Raw genomic sequence first — 23,927 nt, 5'->3', positions numbered from 1 at the left:
GTGCACGATCCTCCCATGACCGACCGCACCCCCTATCGCGCCTTCATCGACGGCCTGGTCGAGGTCTCGCGTCTCAACGTCGAGGCGGACCAGATCCGCGCCAACGGCCACGCCGAGCGCACCAACACCCGCGACCTGCCCCTGTCCGCCGAGGAACAGGCCCGCAAGGCCCTGCTCCTCTCGCTGGACCGGGACAGCCGCGAGATCATCGCCCGCATGCTGGAGGCGGAACGCCAGGCCGCCGTCCACGCCGTCCTCGCCCATCTGGACTGGGCCGTCGCGGCGGACCGGCTGGACCTCGGCGCCGCCGGCGTCTCCTTCGCCGACGCGGCGGAGGACTCCTTCCACTACGACTTCATCGCTCGGGTGGCGGGGGATCCCTGGCCGTAGGGCGGGCCTGGTTTGAGTTCCGCGGGGAGGACCCGCTCAACCTCGGCCTCGACCGTGGGACGGCCCGCGAACACCCCGACACCGCCCTGCCCACGGAGGCCCTCAAGACTGCCCGCTTCCGCAGCCAGCGCGGCCCGAAATCCTGCTCGATGAAGATCAGCCAAGACATCCGCTGGGACGCGATGGCGCAGAACGATGCGGATGGATCGCTGCTGGATGCCGCTCAAGCCGAGGCCGGTGAAGGTGAAGGTGAAGGTGAAGGTGAAGGTTTAGCGCGGCTATGAAAGTATGGTGATCGCCTGATCGCGAACCTTCACACAGAGCTTCAGGCAATCATCGACGGTGTCTTTTGCATCTTCTGGTGCAAACACTTTATGTGCCTGCACTTGACGATACTCGCCGTATTTCGCTTGGCGTGCCACGGTATGGGCGAAAGAACCCCGTGCGTCAGCTAGCCGTCTGATCGCGTCCACTTCCGGTCCGTCGTAGACGTTTATGCCCGCGGGAGTGAGTATACGCCTCAAATATTTCAAGGAAAATCCGTGATTGTCTTTGATTACCTTGGAGTGAGATACTTTAGCGGCACCTAAAGCAACGCGGATAGAATTGAACACAGTTTCCTGATCTTTGGTCTCGTCGCCCTCGATCTCTATTTCTGCTCCGTAACAAGCCAGCAAGCTTACCGTAGCGAGGGTGACCTTTTTCACCAGAATTCCATCGACCAAGGCTGCAACCACCATCTCAGAGACGGCCTCTGCAAACTCCTCGAACGCAGCATGCGCTAGGAGTGAATAGGCCTTAACGTCGTGTTCGAACCGCTCCGGCTCATGGCTGGGATCGGCGGGTATGTACGGCGCGATGAATTTGCTTTCGAGCCGAGAAAGCTCTGCCTCAAGCTCCCCGTATAGAGCGTTGAGAGGCATTTATTAATCTCTCGCCGGGACAGGGACGCTGTTGATCGACGTTCCCAGAGTCTCGTTGAGCATCTTCTGGAAAAGAGAATAACGAGTATAGTATTTTTGAATGTTTTTTGTCGATGTTTCTATGCTGTCAATAAATTCTGGCCTCTCCAGACAAAACATTTGGAAAGCAGAGACCAACTCTTCTTTATTTTTAACAGCCAGTTCCGGAGGTATACGCGAAAAATAATACGCCTCGACCTCGAATAAAGCTCGATTGAACTGACTTTCCCAGCCAGTTGGCAAGAACTTTCTTCCCACCTTACGATCCGGCATCACCTCGAGCAGCAGCGAGGTTGCGCTATTGAATTCTGCTGTCAGTCGCTCAACCTCACCCTGCCTAACCGCCCATTCGGAATTGATCTGGCCCATCTTGGCGTCGAGGAAAGGCGTGAGATTGCCTGTATATTCCGATCCAAACAGAGAAAATGCTATATACCGAAGTAAAATCTCCGCGTCCCTAATTCGGGTATCCGGGCCTTTGAGATTAAGAACCTTGTGAACGGGCAAAATCACATTTGTTGTTTGTATGAGATAGTCAGCAAATGGACCTTTGTTCAATACTTGCCGCAATTCTTGAGAACTGAGCGGCACCGACCCCGTATTTAATCTGTAAAATATGTCGTACAAGACCTGATCAGTCTTGTAGTTTGAAATTACGGTGCAGCGCATATCCGAATTAAGGAATTGTCGAAGCTCGGGACTCTCAACTTCTCCTATTGTCAGATCGGAGTATGATCTTGCGTTCAAGTCTTCTCGCGTCGTCAGGCCGCGAAGAGAGGCTTTAGTCCAGATAGGATACTTTTCTGGCTCCGCGAATCCCGCAATGGCCAACAATCGTTGCTTGCCATCTATCACAATGAACGATTTTGGCTTGTTCTTATCTTCCGCCAGAACGATTTCCGGCACGGGGACGCCGACGATAAGTGACTCGATCAGTTTGCTGCGCTTCGCATCATTCCAAGCGTTCCGACGCTGAAACGATGGGTTGAGGTCAATGTTGCCCTTTAAAATTTGGCTGATGATCGTCTCGATTGTCCAATCGCGGGAGTAGACGACTAGGGAACTGACATCTTCAGCAGCGACCTCACCAGCGAGCTCGGAGTTCCAGTCGTCTTCAGCTGACATCTCAGGTGCTTCGGCCATAGAGCTCCTCAATTCTGCTCCCAGGAGACGAGAATCGGACGGGGACATTATGGTGAAGCATATCTCAGGAGATTGGCGATACACACCCGTTTCGAGTGAACTTCGCTTCCCCCGCCCCCGTCCAAATCTGACGTACCGCCGTTCCATACTCCGCCCCGGTATCCACCCCACGGGAGCCCCCACATGGACGACGCCCCTTCTTCACCGGCTCCGGCGAAGGACGCCGCACCGCCCCGGACGACGTCTGGGCGCAGGCGCGCGAGGATTATCTGTCGGGCGTCTCGGCCCCCGAATGCTGCCGCCGGCACGGCGTGGGCTTAAGCGCCCTGCGGGCGCGGGCCGCAGCCGAAGGCTGACGGATGAGGGGTCGCACCGGCGGTTGGACCGGCCGGATCAAGCGCGATGCTGAGATCAGCGCGCCCCCACCCTCCTTGCTCGAATACCAGCGATCGCCTACCCCTTCAGGACCATCCTGGGGAGGATCAGATGTTCAAACGTGTCCTGGCTATCGCAACGCTCGCCCTGGCGCTCGCGGGCTGTGTGCCCGCCGGCGGCGTTCCCGGCCTCGAAGTCCTCGGCACCTTTGGCCAGCCGACGGGCAGTCATCCCTCGCAGGCGAACGCCGTCATCACCCGGGTCGACGCCGGCGCCGGCGCGGCCCAGGGCGGCGTCTGCACCGCGGCCCCGACCGGCGTCTGCGGCGGCTGCACGGCCACCTGCGCCGTCGGAACTCCGGCCCGGTGCGCCTCCGGCGTGACCCGCTACGCCGCGCCCGGGTCCGGCAGCGCCTCGACCTGCGTCCGGGAAGCCGTCTGCGCCTGCGGCTAGGCGCGGCCCCACCCGTCCAAATCTGACGTACCGCCGTTCCATAATCGGCCCCGTATCCACCCCACGGGAGCCCCCACATGGACGACGCCCCCCGCTTCACCGGCTCCGGCGACGGCCGCCGCACCGCCCCTGACGACGTCTGGGCGCAGGTGCGCGAGGCCTATCTGTCCGGCGTCTCGGCCCCCGAATGCTGCCGGCGGCACGGCGTGGGCCTGAGCGCCCTGCGGGCGCGGGCCGCGGACGAGGGCTGGCGGCGGATCGACCAGCCGTGGACGCCGCCCAACACCCGGCTGGATCCCGACGACGAAGGGCTGGCGCTTGAGGAGCGGGTCAACGGCGACCTGGACCAGATCCCGCTGGGCGAACTGGCGCTGGTCGCCTTCCGCCGGATGATGCGGGCGGTGCTGCACGGCGACGCGGCCGAGGCCCTGCGCTGGCGCAGCGTCCGCCTGGCCGTCGACGCCGAGGACGCGCATCTGAACCGGCTCTACGACAAGGCCCAAAGCGAGCGCCTGAAAGCCGCCAGCCGCGAGACCCGCGCGTTCGGCGACGCCATCGTGGCCGCCGCGCGGGCCGATTACGAGGCCGCGTTGGCGGAAGTATCGGACGCATCGGACGCTTCGGACGGTGTCTTTCCGTCCGGCCCGGCCGCCGAGGCGACGACGGGCTTCACCCTGCCCGGCCTGCCCGTCGGACGGCCGCCGGCGCCGCCGTCCGGACCCGGCTGACCCCGCTCAGACCGCCCGAATTCCAACTCGCAAGCCTCAGAACGCCCGGTCAGCCCGCGGCGCGGCTTCCGCGCGGGGGTCAGGCCTGAACGGCCTCGCCCCGGGTCTCGGCCGCGATCTTGCGCAGGGCGTCCTCGAACACCTCCGGCGGCTGGCCGCCCGAGATCAGGTATTTGCCCTCGACCACCACGGCGGGGACCGAGTTGATGCCGCGCGATCGCCACAGGTCCTGCTCGGCCCGCACCGCCTGCACATAGCGGCCCGAGGTCAGCACCTCGGCGGCCTCGGCGCGGTCCAGGCCGGCGGCCTGCGCGGCCGTGGTCAACTCGCCCGCGTCGGTCAGGTTGCGGCCCTCGGTGAAGTGGATGCGGAACAGGGCCTTCTTCAGGTCGGCCTGCTTGTCGGGCGCCGTCTCGCCGGCCCAGTGCAGCAGGCGGTGGGCGTCGAAGGTGTTCCAGATCCGGCTGTCCGCCGTCATCCGCATGTCGAAGCCCACCGAGGCCGCGCGCTCGGTGATCATCGCCCGGTTCTGGGCCGACTGTTCGGGGGTGGAGCCGTATTTCTTGCCGATGTGCTCGACGATGTTCTCGCCCTCGGGCGCCATCTGCGGGTTCAGCTCGAACGGGCGGAAGGCCACCTCGGCCTCGACGCCCTCGGCCTTCAGATGCTCCAGCGCGGTCTCCAGCCCGCCCAGGCCGACGACGCACCATGGACAGACGACGTCGGAGACGAAATCGATCTTCAGGGGCTGGGTCATGGTCGGGCCTCCGGGTTCCGCAACGGTGTCGATCACATATGGGAGCCGCTCCGCCCGGCGCCATCCCCATCTTCTCTTCAAGACTGGAAAGGATCAGGATCGCGCCATGACCACGACCTTCCCCGGCTTCGACCCCGCCGACCTGGCCTTCCTGACCGGCCTGGCCGTCAACAACGACCGCGACTGGTTCGCCGCCCACCGCGGGACCTACGACACCCGGCTCAAGCCGGCGCTGGCGGCCCTGATCGCCGCGACCTCGGCGGCCTGCGAGGCGCGCGGCGTCCCCCTGGCGGGCGACCCGAAGAAGAGCGTGTTCCGCATCCATCGCGACACCCGCTTCTCCAAGGACAAGAAGCCCTACAAGACCCACGTCTCGGCCACCCTGACCCGCGACGGGGCCAAGATGAGCCCGGGCATGATCTACATCCATATCGAGCCCGAGGGCGGCTCGCGGCCCGGCTTCGATCCCGACGCCATCGACCCGCTGGATCCATCCACCCATCCGTCCGAAGCGGCGGGCGCGGACGACGGGCCCTTCGGCAAGGGCCCCTTCGCCGCCAGCGGCTTCTATCTGGATGAGCGGCCGGACATCGACGCCATGCGCCGCGCCATCGTCGCCCACCCGGCCCGCTGGGCGGCGGTCGAGGCCGCCCTGGCCAGGGCGGGCCTGGCGCTCGGCCCCGGCGATCCGGTCAAGCGCATGCCCAAGGGCTTCGAGGCCCAGGCCGGCGGCCCGCTGGAAACTACTTTAAAGCGTACTCGCTGGCTGGTGACCCGTCCGCTGACCGGCCCCGAGATCACCTCGCCGGACCTGCCCGACACCCTCGCGTCCTTCGCCGCCGACACCCGCCCGTTGCTGGACTTCGGCTGGTCCGCCCTCGGGTCACGGGCCTGACACACAGAAATGTAAGTAGTTATACTAGGCGGATTTCCCTATCTATTCCCGCCGGAATGCCGCAGCTTGAGCGTGTCGTGAACTGAGATGGCCCCGTGACACGGGTCACAGCGTCCTCGACGACGACGTCACCGACCCTCCGCCTCCGCCGCGCGAAAGCCTCATGTCCGCATACAGCCTACGCCTGCATTACCTGTCCGGCGGCGACCCCATCGAGGAGCCGCTCGAGGCGAACGACGAGGCCGAGGCGCGCGAGCTGGCGCGGGTCCGCCTGCTGCTGACCCGCGACTACAGCCGGGTCGAGCTGCACCACGCGGGACACCGGCTGGATGTCTTCGCCCGCGACCCGGGCTGACCCGGACTCAGTCGCGCTCGACGCACATCGCGACACCCATGCCGCCGCCGATGCACAGGGTCGCCAGACCCTTCTTGGCGTCGCGGCGCTTCATCTCGAACAGCAGGGTGGTCAGGATGCGCGCGCCCGACGCCCCGATGGGGTGGCCGATGGCGATGGCGCCGCCGTTGACGTTCACCTTGGCCGGGTCGAGGCCCAGTTCCTTGACCACGCAAAGCGACTGGGCCGCGAAGGCCTCGTTGGACTCGATCAGATCCAGGTCGGCGACCGTCCAGCCGGCCTTCTCCAGCGCCTTCTTCAAGGCCGGGATCGGGCCCGTGCCCATGATCGCCGGATCGACCCCCGCCGTGGCCGAGGAGACGATCCGGGCCAGCGGCGTCAGCCCCCGCGCCTTCGCGTCCTCGGCGCTCATCAGCACCAAAGCGGCGGCCCCGTCATTCAGGCCCGAGGCGTTGGCGGCGGTGACGCTGCCCTCCTTGTTGAAGGCGGGCTTCAGCTTCTCCATCGCCTCGATGGTCGCGCCGGGACGGATGTATTCGTCCTTGTCGACCACGATCTCGCCCTTGCGGCCCGCGATCACCACCGGGACGATCTCGTCGTCGAAGCGGCCGGCGACCTGCGCCGCCTCGGCCTTGTGCTGGCTGGCCAGGGCGAAGGCGTCCTGGGCCTCGCGGGTGATGTCGAACTGGGTCGCGACGTTCTCGGCGGTCTGCCCCATGTGATAGCCGTTGAAGGCGTCCCACAGGCCGTCCTTGATCATGGTGTCGACGAAGGCGAGGTCGCCCATCTTGTGGCCGGCGCGCAGCTGCTGGGCGTGCGGCGCCTGGCTCATGCTCTCCTGGCCCCCGGCCACCACGATGCGGGCGTCGCCGGTGGCGATCTGCTGGGCGCCGACGGCCACGGCGCGCAGGCCCGAACCGCAGATCTGGTTCAGGCTCCAGGCCGGAACCTCCTTGGGCAGGCCCGCGGCCATGGCGGCCTGACGCGCCGGTCCCTGCCCGGCCGCGGCCTGCAGCACATGGCCCAGGATGACCTCGTCGACCTCGTCCGGCGCCACCCCGGCCCGCTCCAGCGCCGCCTTGATGGCCACGGCGCCCAGCTGCGAGGCGGGCAGGCCGGCCAGCGCGCCCATGAAGCTGCCCACGGGGGTGCGCGCAGCGGAGACGATGACGACCTCGGACATGATTTCACTCCAACGGGAATAATCTTGTGGCGCTTTTGCCGCATCGCGGTCGCTTCGTCAGCCCCCTTCCCGCCATTCACCTCATGGTCACTGGCCTGGACTTACATTGGTCGGAACGAAGTACGACGTCCGGTCTTAGAAGGGACCATGAAGATGCGTCTGAAACGCCTGCTGAGCCACGTCTGCACGCCGGACGAACTCGACATGATCGAGCACTATCTGTCACCCGCCGAGAAGACCGCTGATCTGGTCGTCCATGTGGTCGGCCTGACCCTGGCCGTCGTCGGCGGCGGACTGCTGGCGGTGCTGGCGGCCCTCTATGCGGGCGTCGGCGCCGCGGTCGCCATCGCGGTCTACGCCCTGTGTCTGGTCGCCATGCTGACCGCCTCGACCGTCTACAATCAGATCCGCCCCTGCGCCGCGCGGCCCGTCCTGCGCCGGCTGGACGAGGCGGCCATCTTCCTGATGATCGCGGGCAGCTACACCCCCTTCACCACCCAGCGGTTCGAGGGGGCGTGGGCCATCGGCTTCACCCTGCTGGTCTGGGCCGTCGGCCTGTCGGGCGCCTTCGCCAAGGTGCTGCTGCCGCGCCTGTCCGACGTCTTCTGGAGCTGCGTCTACGTCGCCTTCGGCTGGCTGGCGGTCGTCGCGCTCAAGCCCATGGTCGACACCGTCCACCCGGCCGCCCTGGCCCTGCTGGTCATCGGCGGTCTGATCTACACCGCCGGCGTCTTCGTCTTCGTCAGCCCGAAGGTGAAGTTCCGCCGCGCCATCTGGCACGGCTTCGTGGTCACCGGCGCGACCGTCCACTGGGCCGCCGTCCTGGTCGGCGTCGTCCTCGCGCCCGCAACCGTCGGGGCTGGCTAGACTTTCGCACGCGCAGCGCGGACACTGTGGCGTTGCAACAGGAACGGGGACAGCGCGTGGCTGACAAGAAGTCCGGTGCGGGAGACAACGTCGTCATCAAGAAGTACGCCAACCGGCGGCTCTACAACACGGCGACTTCGGCTTACGTCACACTGGAAGACCTCGCGCGGATGGTCCGCGAGGGGACCGAATTCGTGGTCTACGACGCCAAGACCAATGACGATCTGACCCGTCAGATCCTGACCCAGATCATCTTCGAGGAAGAGAGCCGCGGCGAGGCCCTGCTGCCCGTCCAGTTCCTGCGCCAGCTGATCGGCTTCTACGGCGGCCAGATGCAGGGCGTGCTGCCCTCGTACCTGGAGATGTCGCTCGACAACTTCTCGCGCTCGCAGGAACAGATTCGCGGCCAGTTCTCGCGGGCCTTCGGCGGCACGCCGGGCGCCGGGCTGATGGACGAGGCCGTCAAACGCAACATGGCCCTGTTCACCGAGGCGATGAAGATGTGGCCGGGCTTCAGCGCCGTGGCCCGCCAGCCGGCCCCCGCCGAGGCCGAGACGCCGCCTCCGGCCGCCGATCCGCTGAACGAGATGCGCCGCCAGATGGACGAGATGCGCGCCCAGCTCGACAAGCTGTCCAAGGGATGACGGACGAGATCCGCAGCGTCGGCCCGGTCGAAGGCCGTGATCGCCGCGCCGCGGATCGTCGGGCGGCCGAACGCCGCGCGGCCTCGGCCTCGCGCGCCCTGGTCCCGGTCGAGTTTCCGGCAGAAGACGCCGAGCCCCCGGCAAGACCTGCCCCGACCCCGCCCTCGGACGGGTCGGCGGCGATCTTCGCCGCCCAACTCATTGGTCAGAAAGGCCAGCGGCGCGGCCTCAAGGGCGGCCCGCCCGTCCTCGACGCAGCCCGCAGCGCCTACCTCGGGGCCGAGTATTCCGGCGCCGGCGAACGCCGTCCCAAACCGGGCCGGACGGAAGACACCGACATCTAGGGAAACCGGCACGGTCCTTGCTGAAACCGGGTCAGATCGACCCGTTTCCGGACCCCGCCATGCTGACCTTCCTGACCCGCGCCTTCGACATCACCGTCGTCGCCCTGATCTTCGTAGGTTTTTCTTAGAGTGGCCTAACGCTCGGCTCGCGGAGCCTCGCTCCTTGAGGCCGGGCCGTTCCTCCCGCAACCGGGGGAGGGGGACCGCGCGTAGCGTGGTGAAGGGGACGCGCTCAAGCAGCGACCGACCGCGTCGCGAGCGTTAGCGCCCCAAAGGGAGCCGTCAGGCCGCCCCGCCGAAATCCAGATCCTTGCGGGCCGAGATGATGGTGACGATGAAGCCCGCCAGCACGTCGAGCATGACCATCGCCACGATCAGGAAGAAGGTCGAGGTCGCGAAGCCCTTGATCAGCAGGAACTCGACCAGCACGACGATGAACAGCACCATCGACAGGGCGTGATTGACGATCGCGACCTTCTGGCTGGAGGTCGACTTCAGCAGCTCGAAGAACAGCAGGATCAGCGACAGGAACAGGATCAGGTCGCCCACGCCGACGTTCCAGCTGGTCCCCGAGGCCATGGGGATCGAGAACATCGGATCGCGCAGGATGGCGTCGGCGCCGCCCGCGGCCAGGTTCACCTGGTCGCCGCCCGTGAACAGGCTCGACAGCACCACGATGTTGTACAGGATCACCGGGATCACCAGCAGCGGCAGGGCGACCAACATGGGCGAGGCTCCAGCATCCACGGCCGGTAACGGCCGCGCTTGTTAACGATAGATAACCCGGTTCGCTCCATACGGCTACGTCCGGTCGCCTGACAGGCGAACGTCCGTCAGAACTCGCTGATCGCCCCGGGGCGGCGCGAGCGGGACTTCAGCCACATCACGCCCAGCAGGTCCGAGAACGAGGCCATCAGCCGGCCCCAGTTCGTATACTTGGACTGGCCGGTCTCGCGATGGCGGTGATCGACGTCCAGGTAGCGGTTCTCATACCCCTCGCGGATCATCAGCGCCGGCAGGTAGCGGTGGATGTGATCGAAGTAGGGAAGGCGCAGGAAGACGTCGCGACGGAAGGCCTTGAGGCCGCAGCCGGTGTCGTCGGCGTCGTCGCCCAGCAGGTTCTTGCGGATCCGGTTGGCCCATCGCGAGGCCCAGCGCTTGGCCTCCGAGTCCTGCCGCTTGGCCCGGACGCCGCCCACCAGGGCCACGTTCGGCGGCGAGGACGCCAGCAGGTCGGCCAGCCGGGGCGCGTCGGCGGGCGGGTTCTGGCCGTCGCCGTCCAAGGTCACCACGATGGCTCCGCGCGCGGCCAGCACCCCGGTGCGCACCGCGCGGCTCTGGCCCGCGTTGGAGCCGTGGCTGAGCACGCGCAGCTGCGGCAGCTCGGCCTGCAGGGCGCGCAGTTCCTCCAGCGTCCGGTCCCTGGAGGCGTCGTTGACGAAGACCATCTCGAACGAACGCCCGGCGAAGGCGGCGGCGATCTCGCGCGCCAGCGGGCCTGCGGCGCCCTGCTCGTCATGGACGGGGACGACGACGGAGATGTCGGGAACGGCTTCGGTCATGGGCGTTGTCTAGCCGGTTTCGCGGCCGGGCGGGAGAGAGGCCAAGCACACGCATGACGGCGCCGGAATGGCCGTGTTAGGAAGATGAACATGACGCGCCCTGACCTTGACCGATACATCGCCGGATGGCGGGGCCCCGTGCTGGCGGCGCTGATCGCGCTGTTCGCCGGCCTGCCCGTGCTGGCCTTGCTGCCGCCGCTGGACCGCGACGAAAGCCGCTACGCCCAGGCGACCTCGCAGATGCTCGAGAGCGGCGACTATGTCGACATCCGCTTCCAGGACGATCCGCGCTGGAAGAAGCCGGTCGGCATCTACTGGATGCAGGCCCTGGCTGTGGCCGCCACCTCCCAGGTCGAGAATCGGGACATCCAGCCCTACCGCATCCCCTCCATCCTCGGGGCCATGATGGCCGCGGCGGCCGTCGCCTGGGTGGGGCAGGCCATGTTCGGCAACCGGGCGGGCTTCCTGTCCGGGGCCATCATGGGGGCCTCCTTCCTGCTGTCGACCGAGGCGGGCATCGCCAAGACCGACGCCATGCTGTGCGGGGCGGTGACCCTGGCCATGGCCGGGCTGGCGCGTATCTACCTGGCCTCCAAGGCCGGGGAAGCGCCGCTCAGACCGCACAAGCTGATGTTCTGGTTCGGTCTGGGGCTGTCGATCCTGATCAAGGGGCCTATCGGCCTGATCGTCATCGCGCCGGCCATGCTCGCGGTCTCGGCCTGGGACCGGAACTTCCGCTGGCTCAAGCGGCTGGGCTGGGGCTGGGGCCTGCCGCTGGTGGCTCTGCTGGTCGGTCCCTGGGCCATCGCCATCACCATCGCCACCGACGGCGGCTTCTGGCGCGAGGCCATCGCCGGCGACCTGGCGCCCAAGATCGCGGGCGGCCACGAGAGCCACGGCGCGCCTCCGGGCTACTATCTTCTGGGCGCGCTGGTGATGTTCTTCCCCGCCACCCTGCTGCTGCCCGCCGCGCTGTCGACCGGGTGGAGCCGCCGCGCCGAGCCGGCGATCCGCTTCCTGGTCTGCTGGCTGGTCCCGGCCTGGATCATCTTCGAGCTGACCCCGACCAAGCTGGTTCATTACACCCTGCCCGCCTACGGCGCCCTGGCTCTGCTGGCGGGCGCGGCCCTGACCCGGCCGATCGGCAACCTGTCGCGCTATTTCGGCGCCGCCCTGACCGTGCTGGTCGGCGTGCTGCTGGCCGCAGGCGTGGTCTATGGCCTGACCGAGTACGGCAAGTCGACGGCCCAGACCTGGGCCACGATCACCATCGTCTTCGCCGTGCTGGCGGCCCTGATCGGGGCCTTCCTGCTGATGCACCGGGCGGCGGTGACGGCCGTGCTGGTCAGCATCGTCCTGGGCGTCGTCGCCCATGGAGCCCTGGCCGGAACGCTGCGCCAGCTGCGCCCGCTATCGGTCTCGCCGCAGCTGAACAAGGCGCTGTACGCCGCCGACCTGCACCCGCGTCAGGGCCGACCGGGGCCGGTGGCCATCACCGGCTACCACGAGCCCAGCTTCGTCTTCCTGACCGGGCGGGACACCGAACTGGCCAGCCCGGAAGAAGCCGCCCAGGCGCTGGCCGAGGGCCGTCCGGCGATCGTCGAAGGCCGCGAGGCCGAGGCGTTCCAGGCCGCCACGGCCCGCATCGGGGTGACCGGCCGGGCCGTGGGCGAGGTCCGGGGGTACAACTATTCGCAAGGCGACGACGTCGACCTGATCCTCTACGCCCCGCCCGGCGAAGGCCCCGCGCCGAAGGCCGGGTCCGCCCGATGAGCCGCCGGATCACCATCGTCGAGGTCGGCCCGCGGGACGGCCTGCAGAACGAGAAGGCCATCCTGGAGCCCGCCGTCCGCGCCGACCTGGTGACCCGGCTGGAGACGGCCGGGGCGCGGCGGATCGAGGCCGTCAGCTTCGTCCATCCCAAATACGTGCCCCAGATGGCCGGCGCCGAAGAGGTCATGGCCGCCCTGCCCCATCAGGACGGGCGCAGCCGCATCGGACTGGTGCTGAACGGCAAGGGCTACGACCGGGCGCTGGGCACGGCGGTGGACGAGGTCAATGTGGCCATGTCCGCCACCGACGGCTTCGGCCTGAAGAACCAGGGCCTGACCGTCGACCAGCAGGTCGAGATGCTGGTCGCCATCGTGGCTGGTCGCGCCAACACCGGTGGCGCGGCGGGTTCGAATCCCACCCTGTCCGCCACCCTGAGCTGCGTCTGGGGTTGCCCCTTCGACGGCGAGGTCGGGGTCGATCAGGTCGCCGATCTGGTGGGCCGGATCGCGGCGCTGGGCGTCGGTGAGATCGCCCTGGCCGACACCATCGGCGTCGGCGATCCCTGGGCCGTGACCAAGAAGGTCGAGGCGGCCCGCAAGGCGGCGCCGGACGCGACCCTGCGCCTGCATTTCCATGACACCCGCAACACCGGCCTGGCCAACGCCTACGCCGGGATCGAGGCCGGGGTGGACGTGCTGGACGCCTCGGTCGGGGGCATCGGCGGCTGTCCCTTCGCGCCGGGCGCCACGGGCAATATCGCCACCGAGGACCTAGTCTACATGCTGGAGCGGGCCGGGTTCGAGACCGGCTACGATCTGGACGCCCTGATCGGGACCGCCCGCTGGATCGGCGAGAAGATCGGCCGCCCGGCCCCAAGCGCCCTCAGCCGCGCGGGCGGCTGGCCAAAGGGCTGACCGTTTAACCACGCCCTTGCACCACACCTTAAGCGCGCCTCGCCTTGATAGGCTGGCCCAGTGTGGAGATCATCGTGCCCCCCATCAGAACCGACCGGTCCGGGTTCGGATTCGCCTTCGTCGGCGCCACCCTGTTCATCTTCCTGTGCACCGTGCCCGGGATCCTGATGGTCAAGGGCTATGAGCCCAACATCGACGCCCTGATCCTGTCCTGCCTTGCGGGCGGACTGGTCTTCACGGTCGCGCTGTTCGTCGGGCACTTGATCCTGCACCGCCTGCGGGTCGGACAGCGCTGGGCCTACGTCTTGCTGGGCGCCGTGGCTCTGACCGGCGCCTACGCCAGCCAGATGCCGCCCTCCGACCTGGTCGCCGTCGCCGGGAAGGGGCTGGTCTTCTACTTCTTCACCCTGCCCGCCATCACCGGCGCGGTGTTCGGCTTCATCTATGCCTGGAGGGCGGGTTGGGAGCCGGAACGGGAGCATCCTGACGTCCTGGCCGAGGCGCTTGCGCGGAAACAGGACGGGATTGCAGACGCCGCGCCGCAGCCCGCCCTGATCGAAACGGAAGAGGCCCGCTATTTCCATGGCCCGCTGCAGGTGCGGACCTCCTTTGCCCTGATGTTCCTGGCCGCCCTTCTCAGCGCGTTTCTCGGCGCCGCGGTCCGCGCCCTGATAGCGATGGGCGTCGAGGCCAGCTATTCGCCCGACCGCAGCAATGCCCGTGTCCTCGACCATGCCATCGAGATGAGCCTAGGCGTCGGGATGGAGATGTTCTTCCTGATCCTGGTCGGCGTCATCCCCATCTTCCTGTGCCTGATCGGCGGCCACTTCCTGGCCCGGGGGATGAAGACGACCGCGGCCTGGGCCTATTTCGGGATCGGACTGCTGACGCCCGTGGTGTTGGCCCTCTTCAGCTTTGGCCTATTGCTGGTGCTCGCCGGCATGATCCTGCTGCCGACGGCCGTCGCCATGGTGCTGTACCGCCAGTTCGCCGGTCTGGAGCCCGTGCGGGTCCGCGAGGACATCCTGGTCGACGACGAGCGCCATCTGGTCAGCGCCGATCACCCACGCCGGCGGTACGGCCGGGTTCTGAAGGCGGGGTAGGCGCGGATCAGGCCCTGGAGCGATCGAGCGACCTCGGCGCCTGTCCAAAAGTTCACTCGCCACAGCTCTGTCGGCCCCTTTAGCTTCCATGAGACGCAAGGGGGACGAACATGGCGGGATACCGGCGACTGGGGGTGGCGGTGCTGCTCTCGGCCAGCATGGCAGCGGGCGCGGCGAATGCGCAGGCGCTGCAGCGCGCCGAGGTCCTGGGAGACTGGACCCTCAAGATGACGCCGGCAGAAGGCGCCAACATCACGGTCAAGACCGACAGCGGACGCATGGAGATGCCCCTGACCGTCACCCCGCGGGGACAATCCGGGATCGCCTGCGTGCTGGACGGCGCGGCGACCGACTGCCAGCTGCGCCGGGGCGGACTGGTGGTCACCGTAAGCGCGGACGGCGGGCGGATGACCTACACCCTGACCTCCCGCAGAGGCGCTGGTTTCACCGGGAACGCGCGGGTGAGCCACCGCCTGATTCCGTTCGGCAGCCTCCACCTCGGCGCGGCGGATCTCACCCGGCGTTGATGGCGGCGATTTAGACCGCAGACCCGCTCAGTTCGACGGCCACTCGAACAGCTGGTCGCTGGCCGACTCCAGGTCGCTGGCGCACCGCGGCTCCACCGGATGGGTGCGGCGGCCGTTCTCGTACATGTGGCCGATCGGTTCGGACTGATAGCAGACGACCGCCTGTTCGCCGTTCGGCGTGATGGCCAGATTCCAGTTCACGCTGCCGCCGGCGCGGGGGTCGTAGCCTGAGGCGACCAGGGCGGTCTCGGTGCGGAAGATCGGAACCACCACGGTGTCGCGGTCACGGGCCAGCGCGATCGCCTCGGCCGGAGCGCCCGACGTCTCCAGGGCCCGTCGCACGTCGGGGTGGTCGATGAAGGCGACCCCGTCCACCTCATCGAACGGATATTTGCCGACATAGGCCGACAGCGGCGGCGCGGCCTGGGCGACAGGCGCGGCGGACGCGGAAGGAGGGGCAGGAGCAGCGGGCGCGGCGGGCGCGTCGCTTTCAGCGGCGGTGCAGGCGGACGCCAGGACGGCGAAGGCGGCGGCGGCGACCAGACGTTTCATGACCAACTCCCTTGGGACCTGTTTCCAGACTAGGGACGAAAGCCGCGACCGAAAAGCCGCCATGAGGCGCCGGGACCTGACGCCTCGCCCCCTTACAGGTTCAACAGCGCCGGATCGCCGCCCTGGGCGGAGATGTTGTTGCTGATGGCCTTTTCCGACGCGTAGCGGATCAGGCTGTACGGGCCGCCGGCCTTGGGGCCGGTGCCGCTGAGGCCCTCGCCGCCGAAGGGCTGGACGCCGACGACCGCGCCGATGATCGAGCGGTTGATGTAGACATTGCCGGCCGGAACCAGGCGCGCGACCTCATCCGCGAAGGCCTCGATGCGGCTGTGCACGCCCAGGGTCAGACCGTAGCCGCGCTGGGCCAGCTTGGACGCCGTCTCCTTGAGCTTGGAGGGCTCGTAGCGGCAGACGTGCAGGATCGGGCCGAAGACCTCGCGCTCCAGATAGTCGGGGGTCGGGATCTCGGCGATGGTCGGGGCGAACAGGTGGCCCTTCTCCGCGCCCGCCGGCAGTTCGGCGCGGGCGATGATCTTCGCATCGCCGCCGAGACGGGTCAGGTGGGCCTCGAGCGCGGCCTTGGCGTCGGCGTCAATGACCGGGCCGATGTCGGTGGCCGGATCGGTGGGATCGCCCACGACCTGGGCCGCCAGCGCGCCCTTCAGGCCCTCGATCAGGGCGTCGGCGGCGTCATGCGGAACGTAGAGCAGGCGCAGGGCCGAGCAGCGCTGACCCGACGAACCGAAGGCCGACAGGATGACGTCGTCGATGACCTGTTCCTTCAGCGCCGTGGTGTCCACGAACATGCCGTTCAGGCCGCCGGTCTCGGCGATGAAGGGGATGATGGCGCCCGGGCGGGCGGCCAGCGAGCGGTTGATCAGGCTGGCGGTGTCGGTGCCGCCGGTGAAGGCGACGCCGTCGATGCCGGGGTGCGAGACCAGGGCCGCGCCGACGGTCTCGCCGCGACCGGGGACGAGGGCCAGAAGGTCAGCGTCCAGACCGGCCTTGTAATAGAGGCGCACGGCCTCGGCGGCGATCAGCGGGGTCTGTTCGGCGGGCTTGGCCAGGACGGCGTTGCCGGCGGCCAGGGCGGCGGCGATCTGGCCGGTGAAGATGGCCAGCGGGAAGTTCCACGGGCTGATGCACGCGAAGACGCCGCGGCCGTGCAGGACCAGCTGGTTGATTTCGCCGACCGGGCCCTTCAGCTCGGTCGGGCCGCCGAAGTCGCGCTCGGCCAGCAGGGCGTAGTAGCGGCAGAAGTCGGCGGCCTCGCGCACCTCGGCGACGCCGTCGTTCAGGGTCTTGCCGGCTTCACGCGACAGCAGGGCGACCAGACGGTCCATGTCGGCTTCCAGCGCGTCGGCCATGGCGCGCAGGACGGGGGCGCGGCCCGCGCCGCCCTTGCGGTCCCAGGCGACCTGGGCCTTCGCCGCGGCGTCAGCGGCGGCGTCGATGTCGGCGGTGGAGGCTTCCGAGACGTGGCCGAGGACCTGGGTCGCATCGAAGGGATTGGTCACGGCCTGCGGGTTGGTGCCGGCCTTCAGCTTGCCGCCGATGATCGGGCCCGAGGTCAGTTTCTCGGCGTCGACCTTTTCGAGGGCGGCGAGGTGCCGGTCGCGGTCGGCGGCTTGCGAATAGTCGCGGCCCAGCGAGTTCTGGCGGTCCATGTACATGTCCTTCGGGGTCGGGATCTTGGCGTGGCGGTCGGGGTGAGCCTCGACGGCGGAGATGGGGTCGGCGGCGACGGCCGAGGCGGGCACCCGCTCGTCCAGCAAGGCGTGGACGAAGGAGGAGTTGGCCCCGTTCTCGAGCAGGCGACGCACCAGATAGGGCAGCAGGTCCTCATGCCCGCCGACGGGGGCGTAGGCGCGGACGGTGACCGGGCCGAAGGCGTCGCGGGCGGCGTCGTACAGGGCCTCGCCCATGCCGTGCAGGCGCTGGAATTCGATCTTCACACCGCGCTCGGAGGCCATCTTGTGGACGGCGGCGAGGGAGTGGGCGTTGTGGGTGGCGAACTGGCTGTAGATGTGAGGCGCGGCCTCGATCATCAGCCGGGCGCAGACGAGGTAGTTGAGGTCGGTCGCGGCCTTGGTGGTGAAGACCGGATAGTCGGTGCGGCCGAACTGCTGGGCGCGCTTGATCTCGGTGTCCCAGTAGGCGCCCTTGACCAGACGGACCATCAGGCGACGCCCCGAAGTCTTGGCCAGCTCGGCGACGCGGCGGATCACCTCCGGGCAGCGCTTCTGGTAGGCCTGAACCGCCAGGCCCAAGCCGGTCCAACCGCCCAGTTCGGGCTCGCGGGCGAGACGGTCCAGCAATTTCAGCGACAGCGCGAGGCGGTCGGCCTCCTCCGCGTCCATGGTGAAGTTGATGTCGTACCTGGCCGCGATCAGGGCCAGGCGCTTGATGCGCGGATAGAGCTCGGACCAGACCCGGTCCTCGTGCGTGGCCTCATACCGGGGCGACAGGGCCGACAGCTTGACCGAGACGCCGTGGCCGACCTCGGGGCCCTGACCCTTGGAGGTCTTGCCCACGGCCTCGATGGCGTCGGCGTAGATCTTCTCGTAGCGCTCGGCGTCGTGGGCGGTGCGGGCGCCCTCGCCCAGCATGTCGAACGAGCAGAGCCAGCCTTCCTTGTTGGACCGCTTCAGCGCCGCCTCAATGGTGCGACCGACCACGAACTGCTCGCCCATGATGCGGACGGCGGCGGCGACGGCCTCGCGGATGACCGGCTCGCCGAGGCGGCCGACGATGCGCTTGAGGAAGCCGGGCAGATCGGTCTTGGCCTCTTCGTCCACGTCCACCAGCTTGCCGGTCAGCATCAGCCCCCAGGTCGAGGCGTTGACGAACAGGCTGTCGGACTGGCCGAGGTGGCTGGCCCAGTCGGCCGAGCCGATCTTCTCGGCGATCAGGCGGTCGCGGGTTTCCTCGTCGGGCGTGCGCAGCAGGGCCTCGGCCAGGCACATCAGGGCCAGGCCCTCGCGCGTGCCCAGAGAGAACTCCTGCAGGAAGCTTTCGACCACGCCCTGCTTCTTCACGCTGGCGCGCGCCCGCTCGACCAGGTCGGTGGCGGAGGCCAGGACGGCGGCGCGCTCGCTCGCGTCGAGGGGAATGCGGTCCAGCAGGCCGCGGACGGTGGCGGTCTCATCGGCGAATTTGCCGTGATCCAGCGTGTCCCAGCCGGCGACGCTGGAGGGGGAGAAGGCGGTCGTCATGGGCGGGATGTCCTGAGCTTGAAGCGCATATATGGCGGACACTGCCGAATGTGCATCGTATGATACTCTCAGGAGCCGAAGATCGTTCGGTGCAGGAGCCGTTCTGGCGATGGATAATCTCGACGCGGTGGACCGCCGGCTGCTCAAGGCGCTGCAGGAGGACGGCCGTCTGTCCAACGCGGAACTGGCCCGTCGGTGCAATCTGTCGGCGGCCGCCTGTTTCGAGCGCGTCCGGCGGCTGCGCGAGAAGAAGGTCATCACCGGCTACGCCGCCCTGATCGATCCGGCCAAGGTCGGGCGCGGGCTGATGATCTTCGTCGAGGTCCTGCTGGACCGGACCACGGGCGACATGTTCGAGGCCTTCGCCGAGGCCGTGCGCCGCCAGCCCGAGGTGCTGGAGTGCCATATGGTCGCCGGCGGGTTCGACTATCTGATCAAGGCCAGGGTCGGCGACATGGACGCCTACCGCGCCTTCCTGGGCGACGTGCTGGTGCGCATGCCGGGCGTGCGCGAGACCCGGACCTACGCCGTTCTCGAAGAGGTGAAGGCGACGACGGCGCTGCCGCTTTAACCGCGTCTCGCCAACGTCGTCGCAAACCGCTAGACCGGTTGCCCGATCAACGGCGGAGCCTTCCGGCCCACATGCGCATCGTTCTGGCCACCGACGCCTGGGAACCCCAGGTCAACGGCGTCGTCCGCACCCTGTCCCGGATCACGGCGGAATGCCGGGCCATGGGCCATGAGGTCGAGGTCGTCGAACCCAGCCAGTTCAAGACCATCCCCTGCCCCACCTATCCGGAAATCCGCCTGGCGCTGGGCGCCGAGGAAGAAATCCGCGAACGGCTGCGCGCCTTCGAGCCCGAGGCGGTGCACATCGCCACCGAAGGCCCCATCGGCATCGCCACGCGCCGTATCTGCGTAGAATGGAAGCTGCCGTTCACGACCAGCTACCACACCAAATTCCCCGAGTATGTCTCAGCCCGGTTCCCGATCCCGGTGCAGGTCGGCTACGCCTATATGAAGTGGTTCCACAAGCCGTCGGGACGGCTGATGGTCGCCACCCCGACCCTGCGCGACGAGCTGACGGCGCACGGCTTCCGCAATGTCTCGCCGTGGACGCGGGGCGTGGACACCGAACAGTTCAACCCCGACCTGCCGCGCATCTATGACGAACTGGGCGGCAAGGACTGGCCCCGCCCGTTCTTCCTGAACGTCGGCCGGGTGGCGGTCGAGAAGAACATCGAATCCTTCCTGGAACAGGACCTGCCCGGCACAAAGATCGTGGTCGGCGACGGCCCGGCCCGCGCCGAGCTCCAGGAGAAATACCCCGAGGCGAAATTCCTGGGCGCCCGCTTCGGCGAGGAGCTGGCGCGGTGCTTCCGCGACGCGGATGTCTTCGTCTTCCCCAGCTGGACCGACACCTTCGGCCTGGTGATCCTGGAGGCCATGGCCACGGGCACGCCGGTGGCCGCCTATCCGGCGCACGGGCCCATCGACATCATCCCGGGCTCGAACGCCGGAGCCATCGACAAGAACCTGCGCACCGCCTGCCTGGAAGCGCTGAAGTGCGACCGGGCCGAGGTGCGGGCCTATGCCGAGAAATTCAGCTGGCGGGCTTCGGCCGAGCAATTCATCGAGAATCTGCAGCCCTATCCGGAACCGGATCGCGGGCGCTTCTGGCGGCGGCTGCGCCGGATCGCGCGGCTGCGACGCAAGGCGGCGGCCTAGAGCGAAATCGGTTGAATTGGACGCAGTCCAACTCGGCTCAGATTTCGCTCCAGCATAATTCTGGAGCCTGATTCACGGCATCAGCGGAATCGCGAAGCGATTCCACCTCAGCCGATCAGGCTCTAGGGGCCTGAACTTTCCGTCGGCGTCGTCCCGCGGTCAGGGGGAGTTCGGAACGACGCCGACGGGGCCGGCGCATCTGGAAAACCGGCCGCATACAACCCATAGCACGAAACCGACCCGCAAACACACTCTTTGGTTATGTAGGCCGACAGCCGAAACGGCGGGCGAGGCCGGAAACAGAAAAGGCCCCGGATCGCTCCGGGGCCTTTCTCGTATCAGGAACCCGACCTTACTTGGTCGGCGCGGTCATGACCGTCAGCGCCTGAGCGATGGCGCGCTGGGCGGCCAGCTGGTCCTCGGGCAGCGGCACCAAGCCGCGGTCCTGCAGGTAGCCGCCACGACCGGCGGCGGCCTCGGACATGAACTCCATCACGAACTGCTCGAGGCCCGGGGTCACGCCCACGTGCTGCTTCTTGACGTAGATGTAGAGGCTGCGGGCCAGCGGGTAGGACCCGTCCGCGATGGTGTCGGCCGAGGGTGCCACGCCGTCGATGGTCTCGGCCTTCACCGTATCCATGTTCTGCTCCAGGAAGGAGAAGCCGAACACGCCCAGCGAACCCGGCGTGCGGGTCAGGGTCTGGACGATGGCGTTGTCGTTCTCGCCGGAGTCGATCCACAGCTGGTCCTCGCGGACGGTGTGGGCGAGCGTCTCGAAGCGGTCCTTGTCAGCCGAGGCCAGGGCGGCCAGCGACGGGATCTCCTTGGCGCCCGGAGCCATGCCCAGCTCCAGGAAGGCGTCACGGGTGCCCGAGGTGGGCGGCGGGCCGTAGACCTGGATGCGCTGGGCCGGCAGGGCCGGGTTCACCTGCTGCCAGGTGGTCGCGGGGTTGGCGACGAAGGTCCCGTTCGGGCCCGGCACGTCCTTGGCCAGGCCGAGGTAGAGGTCTTCCAGGCGGAAGTTGAAGCTGTTGCCCGTGCGGGCCGTGGCGATGACGATGCCGTCGAAGCCGATCTTGATCTCGACGATGTCGGTCACGCCGTTCTTGGCGCACAGCTCGAACTCCGACTTCTTCATCGGGCGCGAGGCGTTGGCGATGTCCGGGGTCGAGGGGCCGACGCCCTGGCAGAAGGCCTGGATGCCGCCGCCGGTGCCCAGCGATTCGACGCGCGGGGCGGCGCCGCCCGAGGTGCGCTGGAAGTTCTCGGCCACGCGGGTGGAGAAGGGGAAGACGGTCGAGGAGCCGGCGGCCCAGATGCCCGCGCGCGGCGCTTGCGAACCGGGGGCGCCGGCGTTGTCGCCACAGGCGCCGAGGGCGAGAAGGGCGACCGCCGAGGCGGCGGCGAGCAGGGTGCGGGTCATCGTCAGTCTCCGGACAACGGGTGAGTTGCGCCGCTTAGACCAGAGGTTTGTGACGGTTGGGCGAAGGCCCGAGGCCCCCGCCTTCCCGCTTCCGAATTATGGCGCAGGTTGAAAGGCCCCGCGCTCGCCGGCGCTCAAGCCGCTCACGACCGCGTCGCGAGCGTTAGCGCCCCTTAGATGTGAATGGCGTGGCCCAGCGCGCGCAGGGACGCCTCGTGGAAGGCCTCGCCCAGGGTGGGGTGGACGTGGATGACGCCGGCGACGTCTTCCAGCACCGCGCCCATCTCCAGCATCTGGGCGAAGCTGTTGGACATCTCGGAGACATGCTGGCCGACGGCCTGGACGCCCAACAGGCGGTGGTCGGTCTTGGACGCGATGACGCGGACGAATCCGCCATCCTCGCCCGCCTCGATGGCCAGGGCGCGGCCGATGGCCATCAGAGGGAAGACCGCCTGGATGACGTCGTCGCGACCCGCCACGTCTTGCGGACCGAGGCCCGCCGAGACGATCTCCGGCTCGGTGAAGCAGACGGCGGCGATGGTGACAGGATCGAACTTGCGGTCGTGGCCGGCGATGATCTCGGCGACCACCTCGCCCTGGGCCGAGCCCTTGTGAGCCAGCATGGGTTCGCCGGTCAGGTCGCCGACGGCCCAGACGTTCTTCATGCTGGTGGCACAGCGGTCGTCGATCTTCACGAACGGACCGGCCATGGCCACGCCCATGTTCTCCAGACCCCAGCCCTGGGTGCGCGGCTTGCGACCGACGGTGACGAGGACCTTGTCGGCCTTGATCTTCAGGGCCTTGCCGTCGGCGGCGGTGACGTTGAGCGAGCCGTCCTCGAACGATCCGGCCTTGGCGCCGAGATGCAGTTCGACGCCGTGCTTCTCCAGCCATTTGGCGACCGGATCGGTCAGGGCCTTGTCGTAGAGCGGCAGCAGGCGGTCGGCCATTTCGACGATGACGACTTCGGCCCCCAGCTTGCGGAAGGCGATGCCCAGTTCCAGGCCTATGTAGCCGCCGCCGACGACGACCAACTTGTTCGGCACGGCGTCCAGCGACAGGGCCTCGGTCGAGGAGATGACGTCGCCGCCGAACTTCAGGAAGGGCAGTTCGACCGGCTCGGAGCCGGTGGCCAGGATGACGTGCTCGGCGGTGATGGTGATGTCGCCGTCGGCGGTCTTGACGGTGCAGGTCTTGGCGTCGGCGAAGGTGGCCCAGCCGTTGATGACCTTGACCTTGGCCTTCTTGAGCAGGGCCGCGACGCCGTTGTTCAGCTTACGGACGATGCCGTCCTTCCACGCCACCGTCTGCTTCAGGTCGATCGCCGGCTTGGCGGCGGTGATGCCCAGGGTGCCGCCGTCGGCGGCCTTGGCGACCGTCTCGAACTTGCCGGCCGCGTGGATGATCGCCTTGGACGGAATACAGCCGACGTTCAGGCAGGTGCCGCCCAGGCCGTCGCCGCCGTCCACGAGGACGGTGTCCAGGCCCAGCTGGCCGCAGCGGATGCCGGCGACATAGCCGCCGGTGCCGGCGCCGATGATCAGGACTTTGGTTTTGAGGGTCTGGGTCATGAGCTTACTCGTTGGGCGCGGGGAGCGCTTCCGCGCGCTCAAGGTCGGTCAGGGTGAAGAGTTCGCCGCCCGTCAGGCTAAGCGCGACGTTATCCAGTGCGGTTCGCATGCGGGCCTCGGACGAAGCCTCGACCACCACGAAGTTCCAGAGCGTGTATCGGCCCGGCGCGGCGTCTGGGACCGCAAGGTCCCAAGTCAGCCGGGTCGGCGTCTCCCACGTCATTTTGAACGTGACGCAGGTCGCGCCGCGACAGAACCGGCGAAGCTCTGACGAGGCGGCCGGGCGACCGACGTCTGGCCGCCCGAAGTTCATGCTGACGCCGAGCCGCTCTCGGGCTTCCGGGTCAGCCGCAACGCCAGGCAGGCCACCCTGGTAGCGAAGGCTACCGATTGAAGCGACGGGTGCGTACTCCGCCGACACGCAGAATGGCGAAACCATTGGGGCGCAGACGAAGTCCAGCAT

General features: G+C 67.8%; 26 protein-coding genes. 15 read left to right on the top strand and 11 right to left on the bottom strand.

What is annotated here, in order from left to right:
* Positions 1-15: 15 nt before the first annotated feature.
* Positions 16-390: a DUF6547 family protein gene (locus tag AC1RRF_RS14525; protein ID WP_492835752.1), complete on the top strand. Its 375-nt coding sequence runs from the start codon at positions 16-18 to the stop codon at positions 388-390.
* Between the two features lie 149 nt (positions 391-539).
* The gene (locus AC1RRF_RS14520; RefSeq protein ID WP_492835750.1) at positions 540-674 is read left to right on the top strand and encodes a hypothetical protein; all 135 of its coding nucleotides are present in this window, start codon (positions 540-542) and stop codon (positions 672-674) included.
* On the opposite strand, the gene AC1RRF_RS14515 is transcribed toward AC1RRF_RS14520, so the two are convergent.
* Positions 669-1,313 carry a hypothetical protein gene (locus AC1RRF_RS14515; RefSeq protein WP_492835748.1) on the bottom strand — a complete coding sequence of 215 codons (645 nt, stop codon included), beginning with the start codon at positions 1,311-1,313 and terminating at the stop codon, positions 669-671. The two genes, AC1RRF_RS14520 and AC1RRF_RS14515, sit on opposite strands and share 6 nt — an antisense overlap.
* Positions 1,314-1,316: 3 nt before the next feature.
* Positions 1,317-2,495 carry a DUF262 domain-containing protein gene (locus AC1RRF_RS14510; protein ID WP_492835746.1) on the bottom strand — a complete coding sequence of 393 codons (1,179 nt, stop codon included), beginning with the start codon at positions 2,493-2,495 and terminating at the stop codon, positions 1,317-1,319.
* Between the two features lie 486 nt (positions 2,496-2,981).
* Between AC1RRF_RS14510 and AC1RRF_RS14505 the strand changes: the two genes are divergently transcribed.
* Positions 2,982-3,323: a hypothetical protein gene (locus tag AC1RRF_RS14505; protein ID WP_492835744.1), complete on the top strand. Its 342-nt coding sequence runs from the start codon at positions 2,982-2,984 to the stop codon at positions 3,321-3,323.
* A 77-nt stretch (positions 3,324-3,400) separates the two neighbouring features.
* Positions 3,401-4,051 carry a hypothetical protein gene (locus AC1RRF_RS14500; RefSeq protein WP_492835742.1) on the top strand — a complete coding sequence of 217 codons (651 nt, stop codon included), beginning with the start codon at positions 3,401-3,403 and terminating at the stop codon, positions 4,049-4,051.
* Between the two features lie 79 nt (positions 4,052-4,130).
* Here the strand turns inward: AC1RRF_RS14500 and AC1RRF_RS14495 are convergent, their stop codons facing one another.
* Positions 4,131-4,808: a DsbA family oxidoreductase gene (locus AC1RRF_RS14495; RefSeq protein WP_492835740.1), complete on the bottom strand. Its 678-nt coding sequence runs from the start codon at positions 4,806-4,808 to the stop codon at positions 4,131-4,133.
* Positions 4,809-4,914: 106 nt separating this feature from the next.
* Here AC1RRF_RS14495 and AC1RRF_RS14490 point away from each other — a divergent pair, with 106 nt between their 5' ends.
* Complete coding sequence (locus tag AC1RRF_RS14490) at positions 4,915-5,703, top strand: DUF2461 domain-containing protein (protein WP_492835738.1); 789 nt, start codon at positions 4,915-4,917, stop codon at positions 5,701-5,703.
* Between the two features lie 163 nt (positions 5,704-5,866).
* Positions 5,867-6,058, top strand: a complete 192-nt coding sequence (locus AC1RRF_RS14485; protein ID WP_492835736.1) for a hypothetical protein — start codon at positions 5,867-5,869, stop codon at positions 6,056-6,058.
* Positions 6,059-6,065: 7 nt separating this feature from the next.
* Here the strand turns inward: AC1RRF_RS14485 and AC1RRF_RS14480 are convergent, their stop codons facing one another.
* Complete coding sequence (locus AC1RRF_RS14480; protein ID WP_492835734.1) at positions 6,066-7,241, bottom strand: acetyl-CoA C-acetyltransferase; 1,176 nt, start codon at positions 7,239-7,241, stop codon at positions 6,066-6,068.
* Positions 7,242-7,388: 147 nt separating this feature from the next.
* Here AC1RRF_RS14480 and trhA point away from each other — a divergent pair, with 147 nt between their 5' ends.
* The 3 genes from trhA to AC1RRF_RS14465 are packed head-to-tail and all read left to right on the top strand — an operon-like array spanning position 7,389 to position 9,096.
* Positions 7,389-8,108, top strand: a complete 720-nt coding sequence (gene trhA / locus AC1RRF_RS14475) for a PAQR family membrane homeostasis protein TrhA (RefSeq protein ID WP_492835732.1) — start codon at positions 7,389-7,391, stop codon at positions 8,106-8,108.
* Between the two features lie 56 nt (positions 8,109-8,164).
* Positions 8,165-8,752 (top strand): polyhydroxyalkanoate synthesis repressor PhaR, encoded by a 588-nt coding sequence (gene phaR, locus AC1RRF_RS14470; protein ID WP_492835730.1) that lies wholly within the window; start codon positions 8,165-8,167, stop codon positions 8,750-8,752.
* Entirely contained in the window at positions 8,749-9,096 is a 348-nt protein-coding gene (locus AC1RRF_RS14465; protein WP_492835728.1) for a hypothetical protein, read from the top strand. The genes phaR and AC1RRF_RS14465 overlap by 4 nt, the downstream gene beginning before the upstream one ends.
* A 282-nt stretch (positions 9,097-9,378) precedes the next feature.
* Here the strand turns inward: AC1RRF_RS14465 and AC1RRF_RS14460 are convergent, their stop codons facing one another.
* Entirely contained in the window at positions 9,379-9,822 is a 444-nt protein-coding gene (locus AC1RRF_RS14460) for a hypothetical protein (protein ID WP_492835726.1), read from the bottom strand.
* 107 nt (positions 9,823-9,929) lie between these two features.
* Entirely contained in the window at positions 9,930-10,658 is a 729-nt protein-coding gene (locus tag AC1RRF_RS14455) for a glycosyltransferase family 2 protein (RefSeq protein ID WP_492835724.1), read from the bottom strand.
* A gap of 90 nt (positions 10,659-10,748) precedes the next feature.
* On the opposite strand from AC1RRF_RS14455, the gene AC1RRF_RS14450 reads away from it, so the two are divergent.
* The 4 genes from AC1RRF_RS14450 to AC1RRF_RS14435 all read left to right on the top strand — a co-directional run bounded on the left by AC1RRF_RS14450 (position 10,749) and on the right by AC1RRF_RS14435 (position 14,975).
* Positions 10,749-12,431: an ArnT family glycosyltransferase gene (locus tag AC1RRF_RS14450; protein ID WP_492835722.1), complete on the top strand. Its 1,683-nt coding sequence runs from the start codon at positions 10,749-10,751 to the stop codon at positions 12,429-12,431.
* Positions 12,428-13,345, top strand: coding sequence for a hydroxymethylglutaryl-CoA lyase (locus AC1RRF_RS14445; protein ID WP_492835720.1), 918 nt, complete (start codon positions 12,428-12,430; stop codon positions 13,343-13,345). The genes AC1RRF_RS14450 and AC1RRF_RS14445 overlap by 4 nt, the downstream gene beginning before the upstream one ends.
* 74 nt (positions 13,346-13,419) lie before the next feature.
* Entirely contained in the window at positions 13,420-14,448 is a 1,029-nt protein-coding gene (locus AC1RRF_RS14440) for a hypothetical protein (RefSeq protein ID WP_492835718.1), read from the top strand.
* 110 nt (positions 14,449-14,558) lie between these two features.
* Complete coding sequence (locus AC1RRF_RS14435; protein ID WP_492835716.1) at positions 14,559-14,975, top strand: hypothetical protein; 417 nt, start codon at positions 14,559-14,561, stop codon at positions 14,973-14,975.
* Positions 14,976-15,002: 27 nt separating this feature from the next.
* Here the strand turns inward: AC1RRF_RS14435 and AC1RRF_RS14430 are convergent, their stop codons facing one another.
* Both AC1RRF_RS14430 and putA read right to left on the bottom strand, forming a co-directional pair.
* Positions 15,003-15,527 carry a hypothetical protein gene (locus AC1RRF_RS14430; protein WP_492835714.1) on the bottom strand — a complete coding sequence of 175 codons (525 nt, stop codon included), beginning with the start codon at positions 15,525-15,527 and terminating at the stop codon, positions 15,003-15,005.
* Between the two features lie 92 nt (positions 15,528-15,619).
* Complete coding sequence (putA, locus tag AC1RRF_RS14425) at positions 15,620-18,742, bottom strand: bifunctional proline dehydrogenase/L-glutamate gamma-semialdehyde dehydrogenase PutA (RefSeq protein ID WP_492835712.1); 3,123 nt, start codon at positions 18,740-18,742, stop codon at positions 15,620-15,622.
* A 109-nt stretch (positions 18,743-18,851) separates the two neighbouring features.
* On the opposite strand from putA, the gene AC1RRF_RS14420 reads away from it, so the two are divergent.
* Together AC1RRF_RS14420 and AC1RRF_RS14415 are read left to right on the top strand one after the other, a co-directional pair.
* Complete coding sequence (locus AC1RRF_RS14420; protein ID WP_492835710.1) at positions 18,852-19,313, top strand: Lrp/AsnC ligand binding domain-containing protein; 462 nt, start codon at positions 18,852-18,854, stop codon at positions 19,311-19,313.
* A 71-nt stretch (positions 19,314-19,384) separates the two neighbouring features.
* A complete protein-coding gene (locus AC1RRF_RS14415) occupies positions 19,385-20,470 on the top strand; it encodes a glycosyltransferase family 4 protein (protein WP_492835708.1) in 1,086 nt (361 codons plus the stop codon).
* A 352-nt stretch (positions 20,471-20,822) separates the two neighbouring features.
* On the opposite strand, the gene AC1RRF_RS14410 is transcribed toward AC1RRF_RS14415, so the two are convergent.
* From AC1RRF_RS14410 to AC1RRF_RS14400, 3 genes are all read right to left on the bottom strand, one after another.
* Entirely contained in the window at positions 20,823-21,893 is a 1,071-nt protein-coding gene (locus tag AC1RRF_RS14410; RefSeq protein ID WP_492835706.1) for a substrate-binding domain-containing protein, read from the bottom strand.
* 173 nt (positions 21,894-22,066) lie between these two features.
* On the bottom strand, positions 22,067-23,464 hold the full coding sequence (gene lpdA, locus AC1RRF_RS14405) for a dihydrolipoyl dehydrogenase (protein WP_492835704.1): 1,398 nt from the start codon (positions 23,462-23,464) through the stop codon (positions 22,067-22,069).
* A gap of 4 nt (positions 23,465-23,468) precedes the next feature.
* A complete protein-coding gene (locus AC1RRF_RS14400) occupies positions 23,469-23,927 on the bottom strand; it encodes a hypothetical protein (protein WP_492835702.1) in 459 nt (152 codons plus the stop codon).

The organism is Brevundimonas sp. GW821-FHT12C05, assembly GCF_058807475.1.
Note: the sequence above shows the minus strand (reverse complement) of the source record. Positions and strands in the feature narration are given on the sequence as shown.

Coding starts and splice junctions, on each gene's coding strand:
- AC1RRF_RS14525 (WP_492835752.1), top strand. CDS start 16: ATGACCGACCGCACCCCCTATCGCGCCTTCATCGACGGCCTGGTCGAG.
- AC1RRF_RS14520 (WP_492835750.1), top strand. CDS start 540: ATGAAGATCAGCCAAGACATCCGCTGGGACGCGATGGCGCAGAACGAT.
- AC1RRF_RS14515 (WP_492835748.1), bottom strand. CDS start 1,313: ATGCCTCTCAACGCTCTATACGGGGAGCTTGAGGCAGAGCTTTCTCGG.
- AC1RRF_RS14510 (WP_492835746.1), bottom strand. CDS start 2,495: ATGGCCGAAGCACCTGAGATGTCAGCTGAAGACGACTGGAACTCCGAG.
- AC1RRF_RS14505 (WP_492835744.1), top strand. CDS start 2,982: ATGTTCAAACGTGTCCTGGCTATCGCAACGCTCGCCCTGGCGCTCGCG.
- AC1RRF_RS14500 (WP_492835742.1), top strand. CDS start 3,401: ATGGACGACGCCCCCCGCTTCACCGGCTCCGGCGACGGCCGCCGCACC.
- AC1RRF_RS14495 (WP_492835740.1), bottom strand. CDS start 4,808: ATGACCCAGCCCCTGAAGATCGATTTCGTCTCCGACGTCGTCTGTCCA.
- AC1RRF_RS14490 (WP_492835738.1), top strand. CDS start 4,915: ATGACCACGACCTTCCCCGGCTTCGACCCCGCCGACCTGGCCTTCCTG.
- AC1RRF_RS14485 (WP_492835736.1), top strand. CDS start 5,867: ATGTCCGCATACAGCCTACGCCTGCATTACCTGTCCGGCGGCGACCCC.
- AC1RRF_RS14480 (WP_492835734.1), bottom strand. CDS start 7,241: ATGTCCGAGGTCGTCATCGTCTCCGCTGCGCGCACCCCCGTGGGCAGC.
- trhA (WP_492835732.1), top strand. CDS start 7,389: ATGAAGATGCGTCTGAAACGCCTGCTGAGCCACGTCTGCACGCCGGAC.
- AC1RRF_RS14465 (WP_492835728.1), top strand. CDS start 8,749: ATGACGGACGAGATCCGCAGCGTCGGCCCGGTCGAAGGCCGTGATCGC.
- AC1RRF_RS14460 (WP_492835726.1), bottom strand. CDS start 9,822: ATGTTGGTCGCCCTGCCGCTGCTGGTGATCCCGGTGATCCTGTACAAC.
- AC1RRF_RS14455 (WP_492835724.1), bottom strand. CDS start 10,658: ATGACCGAAGCCGTTCCCGACATCTCCGTCGTCGTCCCCGTCCATGAC.
- AC1RRF_RS14450 (WP_492835722.1), top strand. CDS start 10,749: ATGACGCGCCCTGACCTTGACCGATACATCGCCGGATGGCGGGGCCCC.
- AC1RRF_RS14445 (WP_492835720.1), top strand. CDS start 12,428: ATGAGCCGCCGGATCACCATCGTCGAGGTCGGCCCGCGGGACGGCCTG.
- AC1RRF_RS14435 (WP_492835716.1), top strand. CDS start 14,559: ATGGCGGGATACCGGCGACTGGGGGTGGCGGTGCTGCTCTCGGCCAGC.
- AC1RRF_RS14430 (WP_492835714.1), bottom strand. CDS start 15,527: ATGAAACGTCTGGTCGCCGCCGCCGCCTTCGCCGTCCTGGCGTCCGCC.
- putA (WP_492835712.1), bottom strand. CDS start 18,742: ATGACGACCGCCTTCTCCCCCTCCAGCGTCGCCGGCTGGGACACGCTG.
- AC1RRF_RS14420 (WP_492835710.1), top strand. CDS start 18,852: ATGGATAATCTCGACGCGGTGGACCGCCGGCTGCTCAAGGCGCTGCAG.
- AC1RRF_RS14415 (WP_492835708.1), top strand. CDS start 19,385: ATGCGCATCGTTCTGGCCACCGACGCCTGGGAACCCCAGGTCAACGGC.
- AC1RRF_RS14410 (WP_492835706.1), bottom strand. CDS start 21,893: ATGACCCGCACCCTGCTCGCCGCCGCCTCGGCGGTCGCCCTTCTCGCC.
- lpdA (WP_492835704.1), bottom strand. CDS start 23,464: ATGACCCAGACCCTCAAAACCAAAGTCCTGATCATCGGCGCCGGCACC.
- AC1RRF_RS14400 (WP_492835702.1), bottom strand. CDS start 23,927: ATGCTGGACTTCGTCTGCGCCCCAATGGTTTCGCCATTCTGCGTGTCG.